This is a genomic window from Pseudobutyrivibrio sp. 49 (genome assembly GCF_900100545.1).
Lineage (GTDB): Bacteria > Bacillota > Clostridia > Lachnospirales > Lachnospiraceae > Pseudobutyrivibrio.
Map to the genome: position 1 here is coordinate 25,445 of NZ_FNDP01000020.1, position 19,558 is coordinate 45,002.

At 41.5% G+C, this 19,558-nt stretch carries 17 protein-coding genes; 2 read left to right on the forward strand and 15 right to left on the reverse strand.

The features are described 5' to 3' along the window. Positions 1-51: 51 nt before the first annotated feature. The 13 genes from BLP54_RS13235 to BLP54_RS13295 all read right to left on the reverse strand — a co-directional run bounded on the left by BLP54_RS13235 (position 52) and on the right by BLP54_RS13295 (position 11,081). Complete coding sequence (locus BLP54_RS13235) at positions 52-1,590, reverse strand: DHH family phosphoesterase (RefSeq protein WP_176754566.1); 1,539 nt, start codon at positions 1,588-1,590, stop codon at positions 52-54. A gap of 115 nt (positions 1,591-1,705) precedes the next feature. Continuing rightward, the gene (locus BLP54_RS13240; RefSeq protein ID WP_090170444.1) at positions 1,706-2,215 is read right to left on the reverse strand and encodes a MarR family winged helix-turn-helix transcriptional regulator; all 510 of its coding nucleotides are present in this window, start codon (positions 2,213-2,215) and stop codon (positions 1,706-1,708) included. A 1-nt stretch (position 2,216) separates the two neighbouring features. Further along, entirely contained in the window at positions 2,217-2,645 is a 429-nt protein-coding gene (fabZ, locus tag BLP54_RS13245) for a 3-hydroxyacyl-ACP dehydratase FabZ (RefSeq protein WP_090170446.1), read from the reverse strand. Further along, positions 2,642-3,874 carry a beta-ketoacyl-ACP synthase II gene (gene fabF, locus BLP54_RS13250; RefSeq protein WP_090170448.1) on the reverse strand — a complete coding sequence of 411 codons (1,233 nt, stop codon included), beginning with the start codon at positions 3,872-3,874 and terminating at the stop codon, positions 2,642-2,644. The genes fabZ and fabF overlap by 4 nt, the downstream gene beginning before the upstream one ends. Beyond that, on the reverse strand, positions 3,874-4,599 hold the full coding sequence (fabG, locus tag BLP54_RS13255) for a 3-oxoacyl-[acyl-carrier-protein] reductase (protein WP_090170450.1): 726 nt from the start codon (positions 4,597-4,599) through the stop codon (positions 3,874-3,876). The genes fabF and fabG overlap by 1 nt, the downstream gene beginning before the upstream one ends. Beyond that, positions 4,596-5,549 carry an ACP S-malonyltransferase gene (locus tag BLP54_RS13260; protein ID WP_090170452.1) on the reverse strand — a complete coding sequence of 318 codons (954 nt, stop codon included), beginning with the start codon at positions 5,547-5,549 and terminating at the stop codon, positions 4,596-4,598. The genes fabG and BLP54_RS13260 overlap by 4 nt, the downstream gene beginning before the upstream one ends. Positions 5,550-5,559: 10 nt before the next feature. Further along, positions 5,560-6,495, reverse strand: a complete 936-nt coding sequence (locus BLP54_RS13265; protein WP_090170454.1) for a nitronate monooxygenase — start codon at positions 6,493-6,495, stop codon at positions 5,560-5,562. Positions 6,496-6,498: 3 nt separating this feature from the next. Further along, positions 6,499-7,428: a beta-ketoacyl-ACP synthase III gene (locus BLP54_RS13270; RefSeq protein WP_090170456.1), complete on the reverse strand. Its 930-nt coding sequence runs from the start codon at positions 7,426-7,428 to the stop codon at positions 6,499-6,501. Then, positions 7,429-8,229: a carboxyltransferase subunit alpha gene (gene accA, locus BLP54_RS13275; protein WP_090170458.1), complete on the reverse strand. Its 801-nt coding sequence runs from the start codon at positions 8,227-8,229 to the stop codon at positions 7,429-7,431. After that, complete coding sequence (locus BLP54_RS13280; RefSeq protein WP_176754567.1) at positions 8,226-9,005, reverse strand: acetyl-CoA carboxylase carboxyltransferase subunit beta; 780 nt, start codon at positions 9,003-9,005, stop codon at positions 8,226-8,228. Before BLP54_RS13280 ends, accA begins: the two co-directional genes overlap by 4 nt. Next, positions 9,002-10,375: an acetyl-CoA carboxylase biotin carboxylase subunit gene (gene accC / locus BLP54_RS13285; RefSeq protein ID WP_090170461.1), complete on the reverse strand. Its 1,374-nt coding sequence runs from the start codon at positions 10,373-10,375 to the stop codon at positions 9,002-9,004. Before accC ends, BLP54_RS13280 begins: the two co-directional genes overlap by 4 nt. A gap of 5 nt (positions 10,376-10,380) precedes the next feature. Further along, positions 10,381-10,839: an acetyl-CoA carboxylase biotin carboxyl carrier protein gene (gene accB / locus BLP54_RS13290; protein WP_090170462.1), complete on the reverse strand. Its 459-nt coding sequence runs from the start codon at positions 10,837-10,839 to the stop codon at positions 10,381-10,383. Between the two features lie 2 nt (positions 10,840-10,841). Continuing rightward, on the reverse strand, positions 10,842-11,081 hold the full coding sequence (locus tag BLP54_RS13295; protein ID WP_083572449.1) for an acyl carrier protein: 240 nt from the start codon (positions 11,079-11,081) through the stop codon (positions 10,842-10,844). A 211-nt stretch (positions 11,082-11,292) separates the two neighbouring features. Between BLP54_RS13295 and BLP54_RS13300 the strand changes: the two genes are divergently transcribed. Beyond that, positions 11,293-11,685, forward strand: a complete 393-nt coding sequence (locus tag BLP54_RS13300; RefSeq protein WP_090170464.1) for a pyridoxamine 5'-phosphate oxidase family protein — start codon at positions 11,293-11,295, stop codon at positions 11,683-11,685. A gap of 103 nt (positions 11,686-11,788) precedes the next feature. Here the strand turns inward: BLP54_RS13300 and BLP54_RS13305 are convergent, their stop codons facing one another. Continuing rightward, entirely contained in the window at positions 11,789-16,207 is a 4,419-nt protein-coding gene (locus BLP54_RS13305) for an InlB B-repeat-containing protein (RefSeq protein WP_090170466.1), read from the reverse strand. Between the two features lie 85 nt (positions 16,208-16,292). Beyond that, on the reverse strand, positions 16,293-17,978 hold the full coding sequence (locus BLP54_RS13310; RefSeq protein WP_090170468.1) for a methyl-accepting chemotaxis protein: 1,686 nt from the start codon (positions 17,976-17,978) through the stop codon (positions 16,293-16,295). Positions 17,979-18,241: 263 nt separating this feature from the next. Here BLP54_RS13310 and BLP54_RS13315 point away from each other — a divergent pair, with 263 nt between their 5' ends. Beyond that, the gene (locus BLP54_RS13315; protein ID WP_176754568.1) at positions 18,242-19,558 is read left to right on the forward strand and encodes an HD-GYP domain-containing protein; all 1,317 of its coding nucleotides are present in this window, start codon (positions 18,242-18,244) and stop codon (positions 19,556-19,558) included.

Genomic DNA, 19,558 nt, shown 5'->3' on the forward strand with positions numbered 1-19,558 from the left:
TATTGCAACTATACTACACCTTAAAAAACTAATCAAGTACAATTGAGTATTCTACTCTACTGGTGCGTATGTTTTTTCGAATAATTCCTTATCAACTACATAAACACTGGTAGGATCGTCCTGAGTAACTACCATGTAATCACCTGGGCGTCCTAGCTTATAATTCTCCGGCTCCCATTTTGTGAATACCTTTGTACGACAGATGAGTTCCTTAGCATATATATTGCCATAACCCACATAAGTGCATGAGTGCACAAGTGGCAATAACCCCTTTGCGTTCCTTTCTTTGAGCTTTCTAATGGATGGAGCATATTCTCCTGGGAACTCGTATTTCTTATCACTAATCTCGTAGTACTTATCAAAAAGCTCAGTCTTTGTGATGTACACTTCACCACGAACGCCAACCGCAATGATTGTATCTTCTTTTATTTCTAGCTCGTGGTCACCTTCCATAGCACGGATAACCGCCTTAGTACCAACTGGGTAAATCTCAGTGCCCTTAACATATCCGATAGTAACACGCTTACTCTTATATACGTTCATGCTGCTGATATCAGCTGTATATTCTCCAGCATAGATAATCTCATTGTTCATGAAATATTCTTCCATACGCCCTCTGAAGAAATGCTGAATTGCAGATGGATTATAATCAAGCTCCTGCTTTTCAAGAAGTGAACGAACAATAGAACCGCCTGCCTTTATAAGATGACCGCCTCCATCTCCTACGCCCTGACAAATAAACTTAGCAAGCTCGTCTGCCTTAACCTCTTTTACGCAGCTACGAACAGAAATCTTTATGCCACCTTCGTGAATAGAATAAACAAGACAGCATTCAACGTCCTCAACCTGAAGCATCATATCTGAAATAATTCCCAATATGTTCGGGTCGCAAGGATCAGTCTTTACGATAGAATAATGATTCTCGTGATAATATTCTGAGCCGAGAAGTGCAATTCCCGCAATGCGTAGCTCTTCCTGAGAAATATTAGAATTTTTAAACTTTGTGATAGCAGAATTACTGTATTTAAGATAATCTCTCATATCCATGTCCAGAGGATGCTGGACTTCTGAGAAATTATTACTATCTGTCATAAGACCATAATAAAGCGCTGTGGACAGCTTTTTATCCTTTTCAACTGGATATCCTTCTTCTTTAAGCATGTCCCAAAGAATAGTGGAACAGCTGGCAAGATATGAACGAATCTCTGAAAGTTCCGGTAATGGATTTGATATCTGATGGTGATCGATTACGGCTATGTTTCTGGCCTTAAAGGTCCTTACATTTCCCTCACCGTACTGACAATCTACTGTAACAATAAGCCCTGGAATCTCTTGCTCACGAATGCCAAGGAGCTGTGAAAGCTGTGCCTGATGGCGAACATAGTGAATATCTACGCCAAGGTCGGAAATCATCAGCTTAAGATTGCTCTTGGTGATTTCAAAATTTCCTCCATACACGAAGGCAACAGTCTTATCATTATCCCTCAGATACTGTGTGAGAGCCATTCCTGAAGCAATGGCGTCAGCATCAGGAGTGTTATGACACTGAACTATTATATTATTGTACTCTAATAACTGTGATAGTTTCATATATACTCCAATTGTTTTATCTGAAAACATTATACCGTATAACGCATGGTAAATGTTAACAAAAAAGGCTTGAAACCTTACAAAAGTCTCAAACCTCTGAATTATAAAACTATTATTAATTAACTTCAACAGGAGGAATTGCCACCTCATGCATAAGTTCCAATGACATATCCCTAAGGATACCATCCAATATCTCTATCTGTTCCGCAGAAAAATGCTCCTGCGCACGTTCAACTACAGTACTAACATACTTCTGAGAAAGATTAAAATAATTATAATATTTTTCTGTTACATGAAGATGATACTCACGACGATCTGTCTCTGATTGAACCTTTTCAATGTAACCCTTCTGAATCAAACTGTTAACCTTATATGCAGCGTTTGGTGATGATACGTTAATAAAATTCGCAAACTCTGCAACTGTAGGATTCTTTAACGCATGAATAATCTCCACGCAAAAAAGCTCCACAGTAGTAAGGGATGTTTCACGAGAATTTAACTTCTTGAACATCTCCTGATAGAAGTGGATTTTGAATTTTGTGTACACCTCGGAAAGTGTCTGCTCTAACATTTCTAGTACCTGTTCCTTTTTATTATTTATTCCCCCTAGAAATATCATAGCCATTTTATTCTCCTATGGCAAAGGAAATTTCTGCCCTGGCAGCCACCTGACCATCTACATAGGCAACTGCTTCACCAAATCCAACTGGTCCCTTTCTCGAAGTAAGTTTGCATTCAAGCTCTAAAACATCCCCTGGCTCCACCTGCTTTTTGAAGCGGGCATTTTTAATTCCGCCGAAAAATGCGAGCTTTCCTTTATTCTCATCCTCTGTTAAAAGCGCAACGGCACCTACCTGAGCCAAAGCCTCTATAATAAGCACGCCAGGCATAACAGGATGTCCTGGAAAATGTCCAAGGAAATGCATTTCATTTGCTGTAACACACTTAATTCCCTTGGCGTAATTTCCTGGCTCGCACTCCTCTATTCTATCCACCAAGAGAAATGGGTAACGATGTGGTAATATTTCCTGAATCTGTGATGAATTTAGCTTCATGCGTACCTCCTAAATACAAGGGATGCATTGTGACCACCAAAGCCTAAGGCATTTGAAAGGGCTACCTTGATTTTCTCATCACGACCGATGTTAGGTACGATATCCAAATCACAGGCTTCATCTTTTTCACGATAATTAATAGTTGCTGGCACAAATCCATCTCTCAAAGCAAGGGTTGTAATAATTGCCTCAACCGCTCCTGCTGCGCCAAGAAGATGACCTGTCATAGACTTTGTGGAGCTGACCTTAAGCTTGTATGCGTGGTCGCCAAATGCTTTCTTAATAGCAAGTGTCTCACCTGCATCATTAAGGCTTGTGCTTGTTCCATGGGCATTGATGTAATCAACATCATCCATTTCAAGTCCAGCGTCTTTTACTGCAAGTGCCATACATTTAGCACCACCCTCCCCCTCTGGGTTTGGTGCAGTAACATGATAAGCATCGCAGTTTGAACCATATCCTACAATCTCACCATAAATCTTTGCTCCACGATTAAGCGCATGCTCTAATTCCTCAAGTACAAGGATACCTGCGCCCTCGCCCATAACAAAGCCATGACGCTCCTTATCAAAAGGGATGGATGCACGGTTAGGATCCTCGCTGGTACAAAGAGCCTTCATAGCCTGGAAGCCACCTATTCCAAGAGGAATAACTGTACCTTCCGCACCACCACAGACCATAACATCCTCATAGCCATCACGTATTCTATGGAAGGAATCACCGATTGCATTATTTGAGCTGGCACAGGCTGTAACTACTGATGTGCACATTCCCTTTAATCCATATGTGATTGCGATCTGACCTGCTGCCATGTTGCTGATGGACATTGGGATGAAATAAGGTGAAATCTTGTTATAGCCCTTTGTCTCACCCTTTCCATGTTCCTCAGCGATTGTTGAAAGACCGCCGATTCCTGATGACATGATGCAACCCATTCTGTCATGATTTTCCTTTTCCAAATCAAAGGCCGCATCCTCCATTGCCTCTTTTGCAGCTGCGCAAGCGTACTGTGTGTACACATCCATACGTCTTGCTTCCTTTGCTCCGAGAATCTCAGCAGCATCAAAATTCTTAACCTCACCTGCAAGCTTTACCTTGAAATCTGTGGTGTCAAAATGGGTAATCTGGCCAATTCCACACTTTCCTTTTTTTACAGCGTCCCATGTAGACTGAACGTCATTTCCAAGGGGATTAACTGTTCCCATTCCAGTAATTACAACTCTTCTCATTACATTCCTCCGGTAACTTCTATAACCTGTCCTGTTACATAGTCAGATTTCTCTGACGCCAAAAATTCCACCACATTTGCCACATCCTCTGGACTTCCAAAACGTCCTACAGGAATCTGCTTAAGATAATCCTCCTTCACATTTTCAGGAAGCTTATCTGTCATAGCTGTCTGAATAAAACCTGGTGCTACCGCATTTACGGTAATTCCTTTTCCACCATATTCTCTTGCTACTGACTTTGTAAATCCGATAATTCCAGCCTTGCTGGCAGCATAGTTTGCCTGACCAGCATTCCCATTTACACCTACGATTGAAGTGATGTTTACTATCTTTCCTCTTCTGGCCTTCATCATGTCTTTGATGGCAGCCTTTGTGCACAGGAAGGTACCTTTAAGATTGGTATCTACAACTGCATCATAATCCTCCTCGCTCATACGAAGAAGAAGTCCATCCTTAGTAATTCCAGCGTTGTTTACAAGGACTTCCACAGGTCCCATCAAATCCTTTACTTCGTCAAACATGTTTTTAACATCTGTTTCGTTACTAACATCAGCCTTGATAAACATTGCCTGAACGCCAAATTTCTTGCACTCGGAAATTGTTTCCTGGGCAGCTGATTCATTTCCCGAATAGCAGATTGCAATGTTATAGCCCTGTCTTGCAAGCTTCTCAGAAATCACCCTGCCGATACCACGGCTACCACCTGTAACTAAAGCTACACTCATGCCAACTCCTCCAATGTGTTTTCAAAATCTTCTACTGTATCGATTGAATAAACCTTTACATTATCAACGGTCTTGCTGATAAATTTGCTAATTGCTTTTCCTGGTCCAATCTCAATGATTGTATCCACACCAGCATCAGCCATATATTTAATGGAATCCTCAAGGTAAACCGATGACTGAACCTGCTTTTCCAAGAGCTTTGGTACCTGCTCCTCACCAGTCTTTTCTCTGCCAATGCAGTTAAAAATAACCTTTGAGTTTCCTTCCTTAAATTCTACCTTTTCAAATTCTGCTGCCAGCTTATCTCCAGCTGGCTTCATAAGCTTTGTGTGGAAAGGACCACTTACCTTTAGCGGTAAAATTCTTTTAACACCTGCGTCCTTTAAAAACACACTAGCCTGATCTACTGCTGCTGCATCTCCCGAAATAACAATCTGTCCCGGGCAATTAAAATTAGCTGCCTGAACAACACGCTCATTACAGAAATAGTTGTTAGCATAATCACAGGCTTCTTTGACTGTCTCTCTATCTGCTCCAAGTACTGCGCACATCTTTACAAGTCTATCCCCTGATGCCTCAGCCATAAACTTTCCTCTTTTTGCAATAAGTTCAAGTATGGTAGACTCGTCCAATACTCCTGCTTCGTAGAGAGCTGAATATTCACCGAGGCTAAGCCCGCAGGTATATTCTGCCTTGATTCCCTTCTTGTGAAGAAGCTTTGTTACTCCGATGGCGAATGCAACCATGGCTGGCTGGGTATATCTAGTATCTGAAAGCTGCTCCAATGGACCATTGAAGCTTAAGTCCGCCACATCCATATCTGTCACACCTTTAACTGCATTTGTTGCGTTATCTATGGTCTCTCTGTACTCCTCGTACTTTTCATAAAAATCTAGGCCCATACCTACGCGCTGGGAGCCTTGCCCTGCATACACTATTCCTAATTTCATAAAATCTCCTCTAAATAGCTATATTTGCTGCACTATGTAGCGTTTTTTTAGCCCCCACATAGATTTCATCTAGTATTTCCACCGCTGGACGGATGGCTGTGAGCTGTCCACAGGTCTGGCCAGCCATTAGTGAGCCATGTACTGTGTCGCCTTCCACTACAGCTTTGCGGAGACTTCCAAGTGTCATTCTTTCCAAATCTTCTCGGCCTGCACCTTCTGCCTCAAGCTTGAGGTACTCTCTTGCCATCTCATTTTTGATGATACGAACTGGTGCGCCCTGACTGCGACCTGTTACAGTTGTGGAGTTATCCTTAGCTTTGATAAGTGCATTCTTGTAATTATCATGGATTGGGCACTCTTCTGAAACGAGAAGACATGTACCAATCTGCACACCACAAGCTCCTAAAAGAAGGGCTGCTGCCATCTGCTTTCCATTTGCAATTCCACCTGCTGCAATTACAGGCACATCCACTGCAGCAACCACCTGAGGAAGAAGTGTCATGGTAGTCATATCGCCTACGTGTCCACCAGACTCGCCTCCTTCTGCGATAATGGCATCAGCTCCTGCTCTCACCATCATTTTTGCAAGTGCTACTGAAGCAACAACTGGGAACACCTTAGCCCCCATCGCCTTCCAGCCTTCCATATACTTACCTGGATTTCCAGCTCCAGTTGTTATGAACTGCACCTTTTCCTCGATAAGCATTTTTGCAATGTTATCTACATCAGGATTCATCAGCATAAGGTTTACACCAAAAGGCTTGTTGGTTAATGACTTGCAAATTCTGATTTGCTCTCGCAAAGCTTCTGCATTCATACCACCTGATGCCACCAAGCCAAGGGCGCCAGCATTGCTTACAGCTGCTGCAAATTCTCCTGTGGCGATGTTTGCCATGCCTCCCTGAATAATTGGATATTTAGTTCCTGTTAAATCATTTAGTTTCATAATCTACATCTCCATAACCACGGCACCCCAGGTCTTTCCTGCACCAAAGGCACACATAAGAACCTTATCGCCTTTACGAATTCGACCATCAGCTATTGCTTCATTTAAGGCCAAGCCCACGCTGGCTGCTGATGTGTTGCCGTATTTTTCTATATTTACAACGAATTTTTCCATCGGCTGTTTTACCTTTTTAGCAATGGATTCTATAATTCGAAGATTTGCCTGATGTAATACAAAATGGTCAATGTCGTCATAGGTAAGACCTGCCTTTTCTACCACCTGCTCAATAACCTTTGGCACAGTGGCAACAGCAAATTTATAAGTACCCTGACCATCCATGTGAATATATCCATCTGGGGATTTGATGTTAATCATCTCCTCATCACCACTAACTCCAATCACTGATGTATAGCTGTTATCAGCAAGCTCCACAACTGCAGCTGCTGCACCGTCACCGAATAACACACAGGTACTTCTATCTGTCATGTCCATCTTCTTAGAGAGAACCTCGGCTCCTATAATAAGTCCATATTGGGCATCCCGTGCCATCATCAGTGCTCTGATTGTTTCAAGTCCAAAAATAAAGCCGGAGCATCCTGCTCCTATGTCCATGGCAATTATGTCATTTGAAAGACCAAGCCTTCCCTGAATAATGCATGCGCAGGAAGGTGAAAAATAATCTGCTGAAACAGTACAAACAAGCACCGCTCCTATTTTTTCTTTGGGAATACCGGCACGCTCAATTGCCTGTCTGGCGGCTTTTTCTGCAAGCCATGTATGATTCTCATCACCCTCAACATAATGTCTTTTCGACATTCCTGTACGCTGACTTATCCACTCATCACTGGTCTCAACTATCTTTGCCAAATCGTCGTTTGTAACTATCTTTTCTGGAGCATGTGCTCCTGTAGCTATAATCTTTATTCCAGTCATTTACACATTTTCCATTCTAGCTGACGAGTCCGCCTGTAAGAACGCCTCGTCAAAGCTTCTAAATTTTTCAAATCTCTCCTGCGCCAGTTCTTCGCCTGACCTTCCATCAAGCTCTTTTAAAGCGCTGGCAATCACATTTGAAACTCTGATATACAAACCTCTCTCAGGAATAATTCCATCAATAACACCAAAATCCAGTAAGTCCTGGGCAGTAAGCTTCATAGCATCTGCCGCCTCGTCACGTCGATTACTGTCATGCCAAAGAATTGATGCAAAGCCCTCTGGTGAAAGCACTGAATAAACTGCGTTTTCAAGCATGTAGACTTTGTTAGCTACTGCAAGTCCCAGCGCGCCGCCACTGCTACCCTCACCTGTAACTATGGTGATGACAGGCACCTTAAGAGAACTCATGGCTGCAAGGTTTCCTGAAATTGCCTGGGATATTCCGTAAGCCTCTGCCTCCAGCCCTGGATAAGCTCCTGGTGTATCCACAAAGGTGATAATTGGACGGCCAAACTTCTCTGCCTGCTTCATTAGACGAAGGGCTTTTCTATATCCTTCTGGACCTGGCATACCGAAATTGCAGGTTATATTTTCATTTACATCATTACCCTTTCGATGGCCGATTACTGTAACTGGACGTCCCTGAAAAAGTGCTATACCACCATAAATGCTGGCATCCTCTTTTCCAAGCAGATCTCCCTTTTGTTCAAAGAAATCCGTAAATACGTTATCAATATAATCAGTAATCTTTGGACGGTCCTTTTCTCGGGCTGCCAAAACTCTGTCTATAGCTTTCATACTGGAACCTCCTGGTGAAGCATCAAAATCTTGGTTAATGTTGCCTTTATATCGTCACGTCTTACTACCTGATCCACGAAGCCGTGTTCCTCTAGAAACTCAGCTCGCTGGAAGCCCTCTGGAAGAGTCTGACCTATGGTCTGCTCTATTACTCGTGGTCCCGCAAAGCCTATGAGCGCTCCAGGCTCCGCAAGGGTGATATCACCAAGTGTTGCGAAGCTTGCACTAACACCACCTGTGGTAGGATGAGTGAGAACTGTGATGTACAAGCCACCATTATTCTTGAACTTCTCAATAACAGCACTGGTCTTTGCCATCTGCATCAGAGAAAGGATTCCCTCCTGCATTCTGGCGCCGCCGCTGGCTGTGAAAATAATAAGCGGAAGCTTGTGTGACATAGCATACTCAGCAGCGCGACAAACTGTTTCTCCAAGCTCTATGCCCATGGAAGCCATCATGAATTTCTTATTCATAACAGCAAGCACCACGGGATATCCACCAATCTTACATTTGCCAGCGATTATTCCGTCATGGCATCCACACTCTTCTCGAAGTTCTTCCTTCTTTTCCACATATCCATCAAACTCGAGTGGATTTGTTTCTGGAAAATCATAATTGAATGCCTTGAAGGTGCCTGTATCTGCAATATCTTTTATGCGGTCGTAAATGGTGTATTCTGCTACTGGCTTAATAACAGGAGCCAACACCTCTTCAGGGTTCTCGCGAAGTTCCTTATAGCGATTAAATTTTTCTTTTCTTTCATCGACTACATTCATTCGTCTACCGCCTTATCCCATGCCAAAATCTCATCCATGTGTTCCTCAATGAAGCCCACATTATAATTTCCCTTTACGAAATCAGGATGATGTAAAAGCAGATAATCAAAATCACCATTTGTTATGATGCCTTCTGTAACAAGCTCTAAAAGTGCACGGCGCATACGCCTGATTGCCTCCAGTCTTGTTTGAGCATGTACGATAATCTTTGCCATCATAGAATCATAGAAGGGACTGGTCTCATAACCATTGTAAAGAAGCGTATCCACTCTTACTCCAGGACCTCCTGGTATATTTAAGAATGTGATTTTTCCTGTGTTTGCCATAAATCCCTTTGCAGGGTCTTCTGCATTAATTCTGCATTCAATGGCATGCCCCTTAAGTCTCACATCCTTTTGCTTTAAATTAAGTGGCTCTCCAAAGGCTATTCTGATTTGCCATTTGATTAAATCAATTCCTGTAACAGCTTCTGTTACTCCATGCTCTACCTGAATTCGTGTATTCATCTCAATGAAGTAGTAATGATTCTTTTCATCAAGCACAAATTCAACTGTACCTGCATTGGTGTAGCCCGCAGCCTTTGCTGCTGTAACAGCAGCCTTGCCCATTGATTTTCGAAGGTCGTCATCAATAAACATACATGGGCTTTCCTCTATAAGCTTCTGATTCTTTCTCTGGATGGAGCAATCACGCTCTCCAAGATGAATGACATTTCCAAACTCATCTGCAAGAATCTGAAACTCAATGTGACGAGGGTTCAAAACCAGCTTTTCAACGTACATTTCATCGTCATTAAAGCAAGCTCTGGTTTCTGCCTTTGCCTCCTCATATAGCTTTTGCAAATCCTCTGGGTGATACACACGACGCATTCCTCTGCCACCACCGCCGGCACTAGCCTTAATTAACACTGGATAGCCAATCTTCTTTGCAATCTTTTCAAGCTTTTTATAATCCTCCACAGGACCTTCACTACCTGGCACCACTGGCACTCCTGCCTTCATCATCATTTTTCGGGCAGTAGATTTGTTGCCAAGAGCATCCATAGCATCAGCTGTTGGTCCTATAAATGTGATTCCAGCTTCTTCGCATTTACGGACAAACTCAGAATTCTCTGAAAGGAATCCGAAGCCAGGATGTAATGCATCACAACCAGTTACCTGTGCGGCTGTGATGATGGCATCCATATTTAGATAGCTGTCCGCAGCTCTGCCACCACCTATACAAATACTTTTTGTAGCAAGCTTTACGTGAAGAGATTCTTTATCTGCTGTGGAATAAACAGCCACGCTTTCGATGTTCATCTCCATGCAGGCTCTAATTATTCTGATTGCAATTTCCCCGCGATTAGCTACCAAAATTCTATTAAACATAACGACTAATCTCCTATGAGAAACAGCTGATCCTCAAAACCAACAACGTCTTGATTCTTAGCGTAGATGCTTTTAATCACACCATCTCTAGGTGCAGTGATTTCACTCATCATCTTCATGGCCTCAATAAGGCAAAGAACCTGACCAGATTTAACCTTATCTCCCACCTGAACATAAGGCTTGTCCTCTGGTGATGGTGCTGAATAAAACACCCCTACTAGAGGTGCAAGAACAAGGTCGCCCTCTGGCTCCTCCTGCTCCTGCTTTTTTTCTGTTACAGCTACATCCCTAAGTGGCATCTCCACAATATTGTTATTTGGTGTTACCTCAGAAGACACCATAACTGTCTGTTTCTCAGATGGTTTCTTGAATTTGATTTCAATGCCATCCTGTTTAATTTGAAAGTATGAGCTGCCGCTTTCATCAAAAGCCTTAAGCAGCTCTTTAATTTCTTTTGTATCCATGATTATTTATGTGCCTCAAGATAATTTACGATATCAGCAACTGTCTTAATCTCTGCCATAGCATCCTCATCGATAGTGATACCTGTCTTCTCCTCTACTGCAAGGGAAAGCTCAACAGCATCAAGGGAATCAGCGCCAAGATCCTCAAAAAGATTAGCTTCCATTGTTACCTTCTCTGCTGCACAGCTAAGTGTGTCGATAATTACTTCCTTTACTACATCAAACATTGCTACTTCAACCATAATCGTTCTCCTTTTTGTTGATAATAATTCTCATTGTTTAAAAGTTTTTAGTTAAAATATTTTAACTAACTAAGCTATATAATACCCATCTTTTTTACTATGTCAAGGTATTAGTTAAAAATTTTTAAGTATTTACTCGGGTGTTGTATTATTCTCAAATGAGTTTTATAATAGATTGCATACAATCAATCTATTACAGAGGAGGATAAATATGCAGGAAGTATTAGAATTTCTTAAGACATGTGGAACATATTATTTAGCTACAGTAGATGGCGATCAGCCAAGAGTTCGTCCTTTCGGAACAATTCATATCTTCGAAGATAAGCTTTATATCCAGACAGGAAAATCAAAGGATGTTTCAAAGCAGATTCAGAAGAATCCTAAGGTTGAGCTTTGCGGCTTTGCTCAGGGCAAATGGGTTCGCGTAGCTGGTGAGCTTGTTCGCGACGACAGAATCGAAGCAAAAAAGAGCATGCTTGACGCATACCCTTCACTTCAAAATATGTATTCTGCAGAAGATGACAACACAGAGGTACTCTACTTCAAGAATGCAACTGCAACATTCTCATCTTTTACAGAAGCACCTAAGACTGTTACATTCTAAAATTTAACTAAGCACCTGTTACACTAACAAGCATTAGTATTTCCCCGCTCGACTGCATGTCTCGCTAAGGAAATCTAATAGCTTGTTAGCTACAGGTGCTTCTTTATTTGTTTGTTTTTAATTTACTTGTTTTTAGACTGCGTATGCGCATACGTACCAAAACTACCAGTATTGCTGCTGCTCCAAGGAAGCAGAACCAATCGAATCTGCTGTTAGGTAGCCATGCTCTACCTCGCTTAGCCAACTTTGCTACAGCATTTTGCTTCGCCTCGTCATATATAAGTGCGTAGGTTGAGAACTGGCTGGTTGCTATGGTAACTGTTTCAGCATCATCATCCAAATCCTCAAGAATTGATCCCGTTCCATTATGAATTCTAAGGATATAGTAGTTCTTTGCCACTCCCTTGTACTCATTCGGAATTTCAATCACAATCTGGATATTATGATTTGTTTCTGTTACTGCATCCCAAGCCTCATCATCTATCTTCAGATACATGCTTATATCTATGAAGCCTGCCAGCTTTGCATTAGGAACACGCTTTTTCAGCATCTCCATACGTTCCTCTGCTACAGTCTTGTCCTCTTCGGAGATTTCATCCTCCGAAATCATTCTGGTTTCCATTTTTACTTCCACAGAACTTCCAGCTTCAACCTTTTCTCGCTGTTCTCTTGTCAATACTGCGTTAATAATATCACGCTGATTAACAATTCCTGCACTTACACCAGAATCATCCACATCTTCCACTGTGACCTTAACTAAGCCTTCATCAGAAGATTTTTCCTCTTCCTCTGATTCTTCTTCAGCTTCCTCGTTATCCTCTTTTTTCTCAGAATCAGAATCTCCGGTCAGCTTCTCCTTTGCTGTATCTACAAGCTTTCTAATAGCTTTTACTTCTGGAATAGGAGCTTTTATTGTTCCTGAATTTTCAGGCTGTGCAGTCACTGTTGGAACTGGTGTCGGTGTAGGCGTAGCTGCTGGCCTTGATGAGGAACTGCTACTTGAAGAACTGCTGCTTGATGAGCTGCTACTTGAACTACTACTTCCTGAATTTGATCCACCTGAACTTCCACTTGAAGGTGTTGGCGTAGGTGTCGGTGTTGGCGTAGGCGTTGGTGTTGGCTCCGGCTCATTGATAGTAAGAGTTCCGTTCGTATATACGATATTATAGTTTGCAGTTACATCATTATTTCCCTCATCAACTATCATGGCACCAGAAGGTATAATTTCATCACCCGATGTTGTAAGTTCAACAGATTTAATACTATGACCTGTCAATAAATCACTAACTGTTACTTGAGCCACGGTCTTTACAATCTCAGACCCCTGGATAATAGTCTGATCCTTAGCTATTACTGTCAATGAACGTTTTGCTATGCTCACTGTTATTTTCTCTGCTGCTTTTGGAAGATAATCACTATCATTTGCCACATCTATCTTCCACCAAACATCATAACTACCAGCATCTTTTCCAGTAGGAATATCTATTGTATAGGTTCCATTTTCGCTGGTTGAATATTTTACAGTTCCATCTGTTGATGCTGCCACTCCTGCAGTAATCAGTGAGTGTTCTTGTCTATTGTAGACGAGATTATCTACAGCTGCAGGTGTTGTGCTGGCTGTGATTATAGGTTTACTACTGTATGTGACTGTTACATTTCCTTCAACAGTGTTGTAGTTTGTGGCATCACTAGGTGTAAAGATTACAGGCTGAGCTTTATCTCCAGTCGAATCATAGTGCACATCGGGATTCTTCCATGCAAATGTGCCCTCCACATCTGCGTTTCCCCCTGTAAGTGTGCTTGCACTAAGCATTTTTCCTACTGTAAGAGAACTTGCTGTTGGCCAGCTAGTAACATTAGGTGTTGCCTTTGATATTGTCACTGTAAAGGATGTGGTGGCACTGTTGTAATCCGCTGTGGTTGTAGGGGTAAATGTTACCGTATAGGTATAAGTTCCAACTGGCTGTGCTGTTGTTGGTCTTTCTGGCGACCATGAGAAGCTACCGCCCACATTTGCAGTACAATCTCCTATCAGCTGTCCGTAGGTCAGTGAAAGTGCAGGCTCTGTAATGACAGGATTATCCTTTACACCTACAGTCACTGTTGCTGTATTTCCTTTGAAATTAGAAGCAGTTGCCTTAATTCTTACCAAATATGTTCCAGCCTTAACAGTAGCTGTTGTAGCTTCAGCAGCTGTGTAATCTGTGTCGCTGGTAAGCTTATATTCCATAGCTGTTGTCAGATTTTTAATTACTCCATCTACTTCTGTATCAGATGATGCCTTAGTTGCTGACAAGCCTGTAGGCGCATCCGGTCTTTCTGCAATATCTACTGGAAGCCATCCGCTGGCTTCCATGGTTGTTGTAGCCTTCTTTTGGACATAAATCTTCCTGTTAGCTGCTGCACCATCGATTATTGTAGTAAGTGACAACTCACCAGCTGAACTGCTTCCATCAGAAGCCGCGGAAAGCAAATAATCTGAGGAGGTTACTGATGCTTTTTCTGTTAAATAATTTATAGTCACCGCCGATTCTGCCTCAGTGCTTGTGAAATCACTTGTGTTCTTTGTCACCGTAATATTAATCGTGGTGTTTGCTGCATTATTGTATGATGATATATCACTTGGAGTAAAACCTACTACAGCTGTACATGTACCAACTGTAAGTGGATTATCTGGCGCTGTCACCCATGAAAAAGTTCCTTCAACCTCTGTATCTTCCACCTTGGCAGTAAAATCTGTCAGTGCCACACTCTCTCCATGCTGTTTGGTAATTTCTGTTGGTGTAATAACAGGAGTAGTCTTATATGCCACCTCTACATCGGTATCGCTACTTGCAAAGGCTTCACTACCCGCTGTTGTCACAGCTTTATATCTTACATAATATATACCAGCCTTAACTGAAGCCGTATCTCCTGAGGCAGCTGTGTATCCGCTTTCATCAGAGCGCCTATACTCCATGGCTGTAGTCAAATTTTGAATACTTCCATCTTCTGCTGTAGTTGACGAAGCATTTGTATAGGATATGTCTGTTGGTGGTGCTGGTCTTGCTGACAATGACACTGGCAGCCAGCTACTTGATTCCAAATCAGAAGCTTCACATTTCTGAACATAGATTTTTCTATTGTCTGCTCCAGCATCTATAATGTTCTTAAGATTTGATATGCTTGTGGCCGCACCTGTTCCATCGGCTGATATCGATAGCTTATAGCCTGTTTCAACAGATGCTGATTCTGCTGCATAGTTAATTGTTACTGCAGTCTTTGCCTCTGCAGCTGTAAACGAATAGAATGTACCCGAGATTGTAACATTAGCTGCAGGCATAGTAAACCTGTAACCACTACCATTCTTAACAGGTGTTATACTCTGACTATCTCCATAGGTTACAGTCAGTGTGCTAAGGTAATAATTCTCATCAGGGGTTGCTGTTATAGTAACGGTGTCCTTTGTCTTTGGTGAATCTTTATCGACTGCTATTGTTCCATTTGTAACATCTCCTATTGTTACAGCTCTATCCATACCAACAATTGGTGCTGTCATTGTGTCTGTACCAAAATTCTGAACAGCGCTTTGACCATCAATTTCCTCTATCCTGACAGAAATAGTTGTTCCAACATCATCTGCTGTAAGCTGATATGCTGCTGATGTTGCCCCCTCTATTTCCGAACCACTTCTATACCACTGATAGGTTAATGTTGTGTTCGCTCCCTGATTGGTTACTGTAGCAGTAAGTGTATTACCTTCTGTACCAGTTCCACCAATTTCCACTGCCAATGTGCCTTCTGGAGTACTGGTCAACATGAGAGATTTAAGCTGTAATCCCTCGTCTAAATCCTCCTCATCCTCTGATTCAACCACCTGCACTACAATACAAGGCAGGTCACAAGTCACCTCATAAAACCATGAAATATCAGGCAAAATATAATAAGTAGATTCCACACTAAAATCAAAGCTGCCAAAGGTACTTCTCTCGGCATCTATCTTCCATGGAACACTATCTAAAACTACATTTTCAGTAGTAGTAATAGTCTGTGTTACTATTTCATAATCCTCAAGGTCCGCTGCATAAGCTATTAATGCTGGAAACAGCCTTCCAATTAAATCTGGCTCCTCCTCTACTGGGGCCGCAGATGATGTTTCTTCTAACTGCTCCTCCTCATTAGCGGAATCATCCTCAGTCTGTTCCTCTTGCTGTTCATCAGACACCTCTTCAGGCTCTTCCTCTGGGATTTCCTCTGGAATTTCCTCTGTCACTTCCTCAGTCTCTTCCCTAAGCTGTCTTGTTTCAATCTGCTGCTGTTTTTCAACAACTGCTGTTATAGATGAAGGAAATACTATATCAGCAGGGCTGGCCCCCACTGATACCTCCTGATATTGAACATCCTCAGGCAATGGCTCAAATGACACAATCTTACCAGATGACCCTTGCAGCTCATCTGCGATAACATTTGCACTTATACCTGCCACAATGAGTAAGAATGCTACTCCAAGTGCCATAATCCTACTCATTTTCTTTCCTTTCATCTCTAATTCCTCCAAAAAAAGACCTGGTTCCCCATGTGAACCAAGTCTTTCTGTTCCCCCATATAAACTTTTTTATTAACCCTTTTTATCTCTTAAGCTCAAACTTCTCAACAAGCTGCTTCAGCGAATTTGCATGCTCGTTCATCTCATGACTGAGAGCCAATGACTCTTCTGATGTTGCTGCATTGTTCTGACCTACAGAAGAGATTTCACCGATGTTGTTAGACATTTCCTTTACAGATACTGCCTGGGTATTTGATGCCTCTGCGATACTCTTAACCTTCTCAGCAATTCCCTGTACCTGGGCAACCATTCCATTAAGCTTTTCAGCTGTGTCATTAGCAATATTGATACCCTCTTCTACACTCTTAAGAGATGCCCCGATAAGACCTGCTGTATTCTGTGCTGCCTCTACAGTCTGTCCTGCAAGCTGTGAAACCTCTGTAGCAACAACTGCGAAGCCCTTACCAGCTTCACCAGCACGAGCTGCCTCAATAGAAGCATTAAGTGAAAGAAGGTTTGTCTGATCAGCAATTGCATTGATTGTATCGATAATCTTTGAAATCTCCTGAGAAGACTCTGAAATTGCATCCATAGCCTTAACCACATCCTGCATTCGCTTGTTGCCTTCAACAATATCCTCTGCAACAACCTCCACCTCTTTTGAAATAGATGTAGCATCTGTTGAATTATTTGAAATCTGATTTGTAATATCCTTAACTGTTACAGACAAGTCATTTACAATATTAGCCTGTGATGTAACTGTATCGGCAAGATTCTCGCCAGCACCAGCTATCTGATTTGCACCATCAGAAACCATCTCTGATACTTCCATAATCTCTGTCATGGAATCAGAAATCTTTCTCGAGAATGTATCAATAGAATCCTGAATTGCTCTGAAATCTCCTCTAAAATCCCTTTCAAATGAGATATTGAAATTACCTGATGCCATGGTCGACATCTTAGATTCAATTTCATCTATACAATACGCAAGGGAATCAATAGCACTCTTAAGCTGCTTAATAACGCGGCCTATTTCGTTATCTGCCTCAAAATCAATATCAACATGAACATTACCATTTGCCAGCTCGCTAGCTGCATGGTCAAGGATTTCCAAATCGTCATTAATCTGCTTGGTCAAATCCCTTGTTGTCTTTTTGCTTCTGGTTGCTATGATTACAAGAGCAACAAAGAGCATTACTATCGCTACAATAATAACCACGCTGATAATATGGTATTTACTTGCTGCCGCAGCCTCAGCCAGCTCACCTGTCTCATCCAGCGAATCCGCCAGTGTTTCAGCAGCCTCATTCAATGTAGAATTGAAATACTCTACTGCCTCCTGATTCTGGCCTGCCTCTACCATGGCAAGCATCTCAAAGGAAGCCTCCTCAAATGCTTTCCAGTTAGTCGTCAGACGAGAACCAAGCTCTTCATTATTTAAATTCTTGGAAATAGTAGCGAAATATCCCTCAATCTTAGGAAATCTCTTTTCAAGATCTTCCTTCTGGGCTGCTGTTACATCAGCATTATTGGAAGCAACAGCAAAAAGCAGACGCTTGTTGATAGTCTGTACATCCTTACGAATTTCCATCTGGTACTTTTCTGTTACGAACTGAACATTGTAGAAGCTGTAAAAGTTTACAAAAATAACAGCTAGGAAAATTCCCATTACAAGCGCACAAGTTAAGAACATCTGAATTGAGAAACCTGAAAAGTATCTCAATGCACCTGCAATAGTTCTCTTGTCAATTGCATTTTTAGACCTCATGAATTCACCCTCCAATGTATTAATCCAGCCCTATAATTCCCAAGAGTAATAATACACACAACATTACACGCTTATTATATTTCAAGAGCCCCATCAAATTGTTGTTTTTCACATAATTTTTGCAAATAATTAATAAAGTTTTAACTATTACAACGAATTTTCCCAGATATTCTTAAGTTACATAGTTTTTACATATTTTAATGCTATGCTTTTTTCATAATGCAGTAATGTGTGATTTTTTAGATTTAACAGAGGTTTTATCGATGGCAATTCTAGATTATTTCATTTTAAACTGGCCAAAGCTTATTTTTGCAGCTTGGTTCTCGATTTATAATTTAATATTAGTTGCCGTTTTTCTTAAAGAACATCGTTATCTTATAGAGAGATTTTTAGTCGGATTCTTTGTATCAAGTGCTTTTATGTCTATTATCGCTGAGATTATAGGCGTTCATTTCTATAATCTAATCATAGACAACGGCATACTTACCGACCCTTATGACTTCTTTTTCATCGCCGTAAGTATCTTTTTTGATGCATTATTTATTTTTATTGGCGGAAATCTCTTTACACATTTTACAGGTCTTAAAAACTACGTTGGTGCCAGCATTTACATGGAATATGTATGCCTGGAAAGACTATGCCTTGTAGTAGCCACAAACATTACTAACTACATTTTGCTATATATTTTCTTCCAGTTTGCTCTCTTTGCTATTATGAGAAAAAATATGGCATATTTATTTAAGGCGACTTCTCTGAAATGGCGCAGTATATTTATATATTTGACCGGTTTGTTCTACATACTAGACTTGCTGTACGCTGCTTATCTTCTATTTCCGGAGCTAGGAACTAATGTTATTAACATCCAAAATCTCTTTTGGCTAGACTCGATGGCATTAATAACCTGTAGCTTCGTATCAGGTTATATCAGCATCTCCATTTCTGAATCAAAGGAACATGATGGAAAAATAGAATACTTTGAACGACTTCAGAAGTCTCAGGAAGACATCATCACTACTCTTGCTGAGATGTCAGAAGCCAAGTCTGGAGAGACAGGTCAGCATGTTCGCCGTGTAGCTGAATATAGCAGACTTTTAGCATATAAACTTGGACTTAGCAAAGAAGAATGCGAAGATATAAAGATTGCTGCCATGATGCATGACCTGGGCAAGCTAATGATAAGCAAGGAAATTATTGAAAAGCCAGCAAAGTTGACCCCAGCAGAGTATGACATTGTAAAACAGCACACTCAGTATGGATGGGATATTCTTTCTAATTCTGAGGGCGATTTAATGAAAATGGCTCGTGTAATTGCAGTACAGCATCACGAGTACTGGAACGGCCAGGGATATCCTCTTGGAATTAGTGGAAATGGAATATCAATATACGCTCAGATTGTGGCTGTAGCAGATGTTTTTGATGCGCTCACAAGCGAGCGCTCTTATAAGCGTGCCTGGACCAGCCAGGAAGCCTATGATGAAATAATAAAACAGCGAGGAGAGCAATTCTCTCCTCGCGTAGTTGATGCATTTATTGAATGCTATAATCAGATTTGTGTCATTAGGGACACTTATCTTGATTAA

Excerpts from the sequence above, each read along its gene's own strand:
- BLP54_RS13235 (WP_176754566.1), bottom strand. The coding sequence starts at position 1,590 with ATGAAACTATCACAGTTATTAGAGTACAATAATATAATAGTTCAGTGT.
- BLP54_RS13240 (WP_090170444.1), bottom strand. The coding sequence starts at position 2,215 with ATGGCTATGATATTTCTAGGGGGAATAAATAATAAAAAGGAACAGGTA.
- fabZ (WP_090170446.1), bottom strand. The coding sequence starts at position 2,645 with ATGAAGCTAAATTCATCACAGATTCAGGAAATATTACCACATCGTTAC.
- fabF (WP_090170448.1), bottom strand. The coding sequence starts at position 3,874 with ATGAGAAGAGTTGTAATTACTGGAATGGGAACAGTTAATCCCCTTGGA.
- fabG (WP_090170450.1), bottom strand. The coding sequence starts at position 4,599 with ATGAGTGTAGCTTTAGTTACAGGTGGTAGCCGTGGTATCGGCAGGGTG.
- BLP54_RS13260 (WP_090170452.1), bottom strand. The coding sequence starts at position 5,549 with ATGAAATTAGGAATAGTGTATGCAGGGCAAGGCTCCCAGCGCGTAGGT.
- BLP54_RS13265 (WP_090170454.1), bottom strand. The coding sequence starts at position 6,495 with ATGAAACTAAATGATTTAACAGGAACTAAATATCCAATTATTCAGGGA.
- BLP54_RS13270 (WP_090170456.1), bottom strand. The coding sequence starts at position 7,428 with ATGACTGGAATAAAGATTATAGCTACAGGAGCACATGCTCCAGAAAAG.
- accA (WP_090170458.1), bottom strand. The coding sequence starts at position 8,229 with ATGAAAGCTATAGACAGAGTTTTGGCAGCCCGAGAAAAGGACCGTCCA.
- BLP54_RS13280 (WP_176754567.1), bottom strand. The coding sequence starts at position 9,005 with ATGAATGTAGTCGATGAAAGAAAAGAAAAATTTAATCGCTATAAGGAA.
- accC (WP_090170461.1), bottom strand. The coding sequence starts at position 10,375 with ATGTTTAATAGAATTTTGGTAGCTAATCGCGGGGAAATTGCAATCAGA.
- accB (WP_090170462.1), bottom strand. The coding sequence starts at position 10,839 with ATGGATACAAAAGAAATTAAAGAGCTGCTTAAGGCTTTTGATGAAAGC.
- BLP54_RS13295 (WP_083572449.1), bottom strand. The coding sequence starts at position 11,081 with ATGGTTGAAGTAGCAATGTTTGATGTAGTAAAGGAAGTAATTATCGAC.
- BLP54_RS13300 (WP_090170464.1), top strand. The coding sequence starts at position 11,293 with ATGCAGGAAGTATTAGAATTTCTTAAGACATGTGGAACATATTATTTA.
- BLP54_RS13305 (WP_090170466.1), bottom strand. The coding sequence starts at position 16,207 with ATGAAAGGAAAGAAAATGAGTAGGATTATGGCACTTGGAGTAGCATTC.
- BLP54_RS13310 (WP_090170468.1), bottom strand. The coding sequence starts at position 17,978 with ATGAGGTCTAAAAATGCAATTGACAAGAGAACTATTGCAGGTGCATTG.
- BLP54_RS13315 (WP_176754568.1), top strand. The coding sequence starts at position 18,242 with ATGGCAATTCTAGATTATTTCATTTTAAACTGGCCAAAGCTTATTTTT.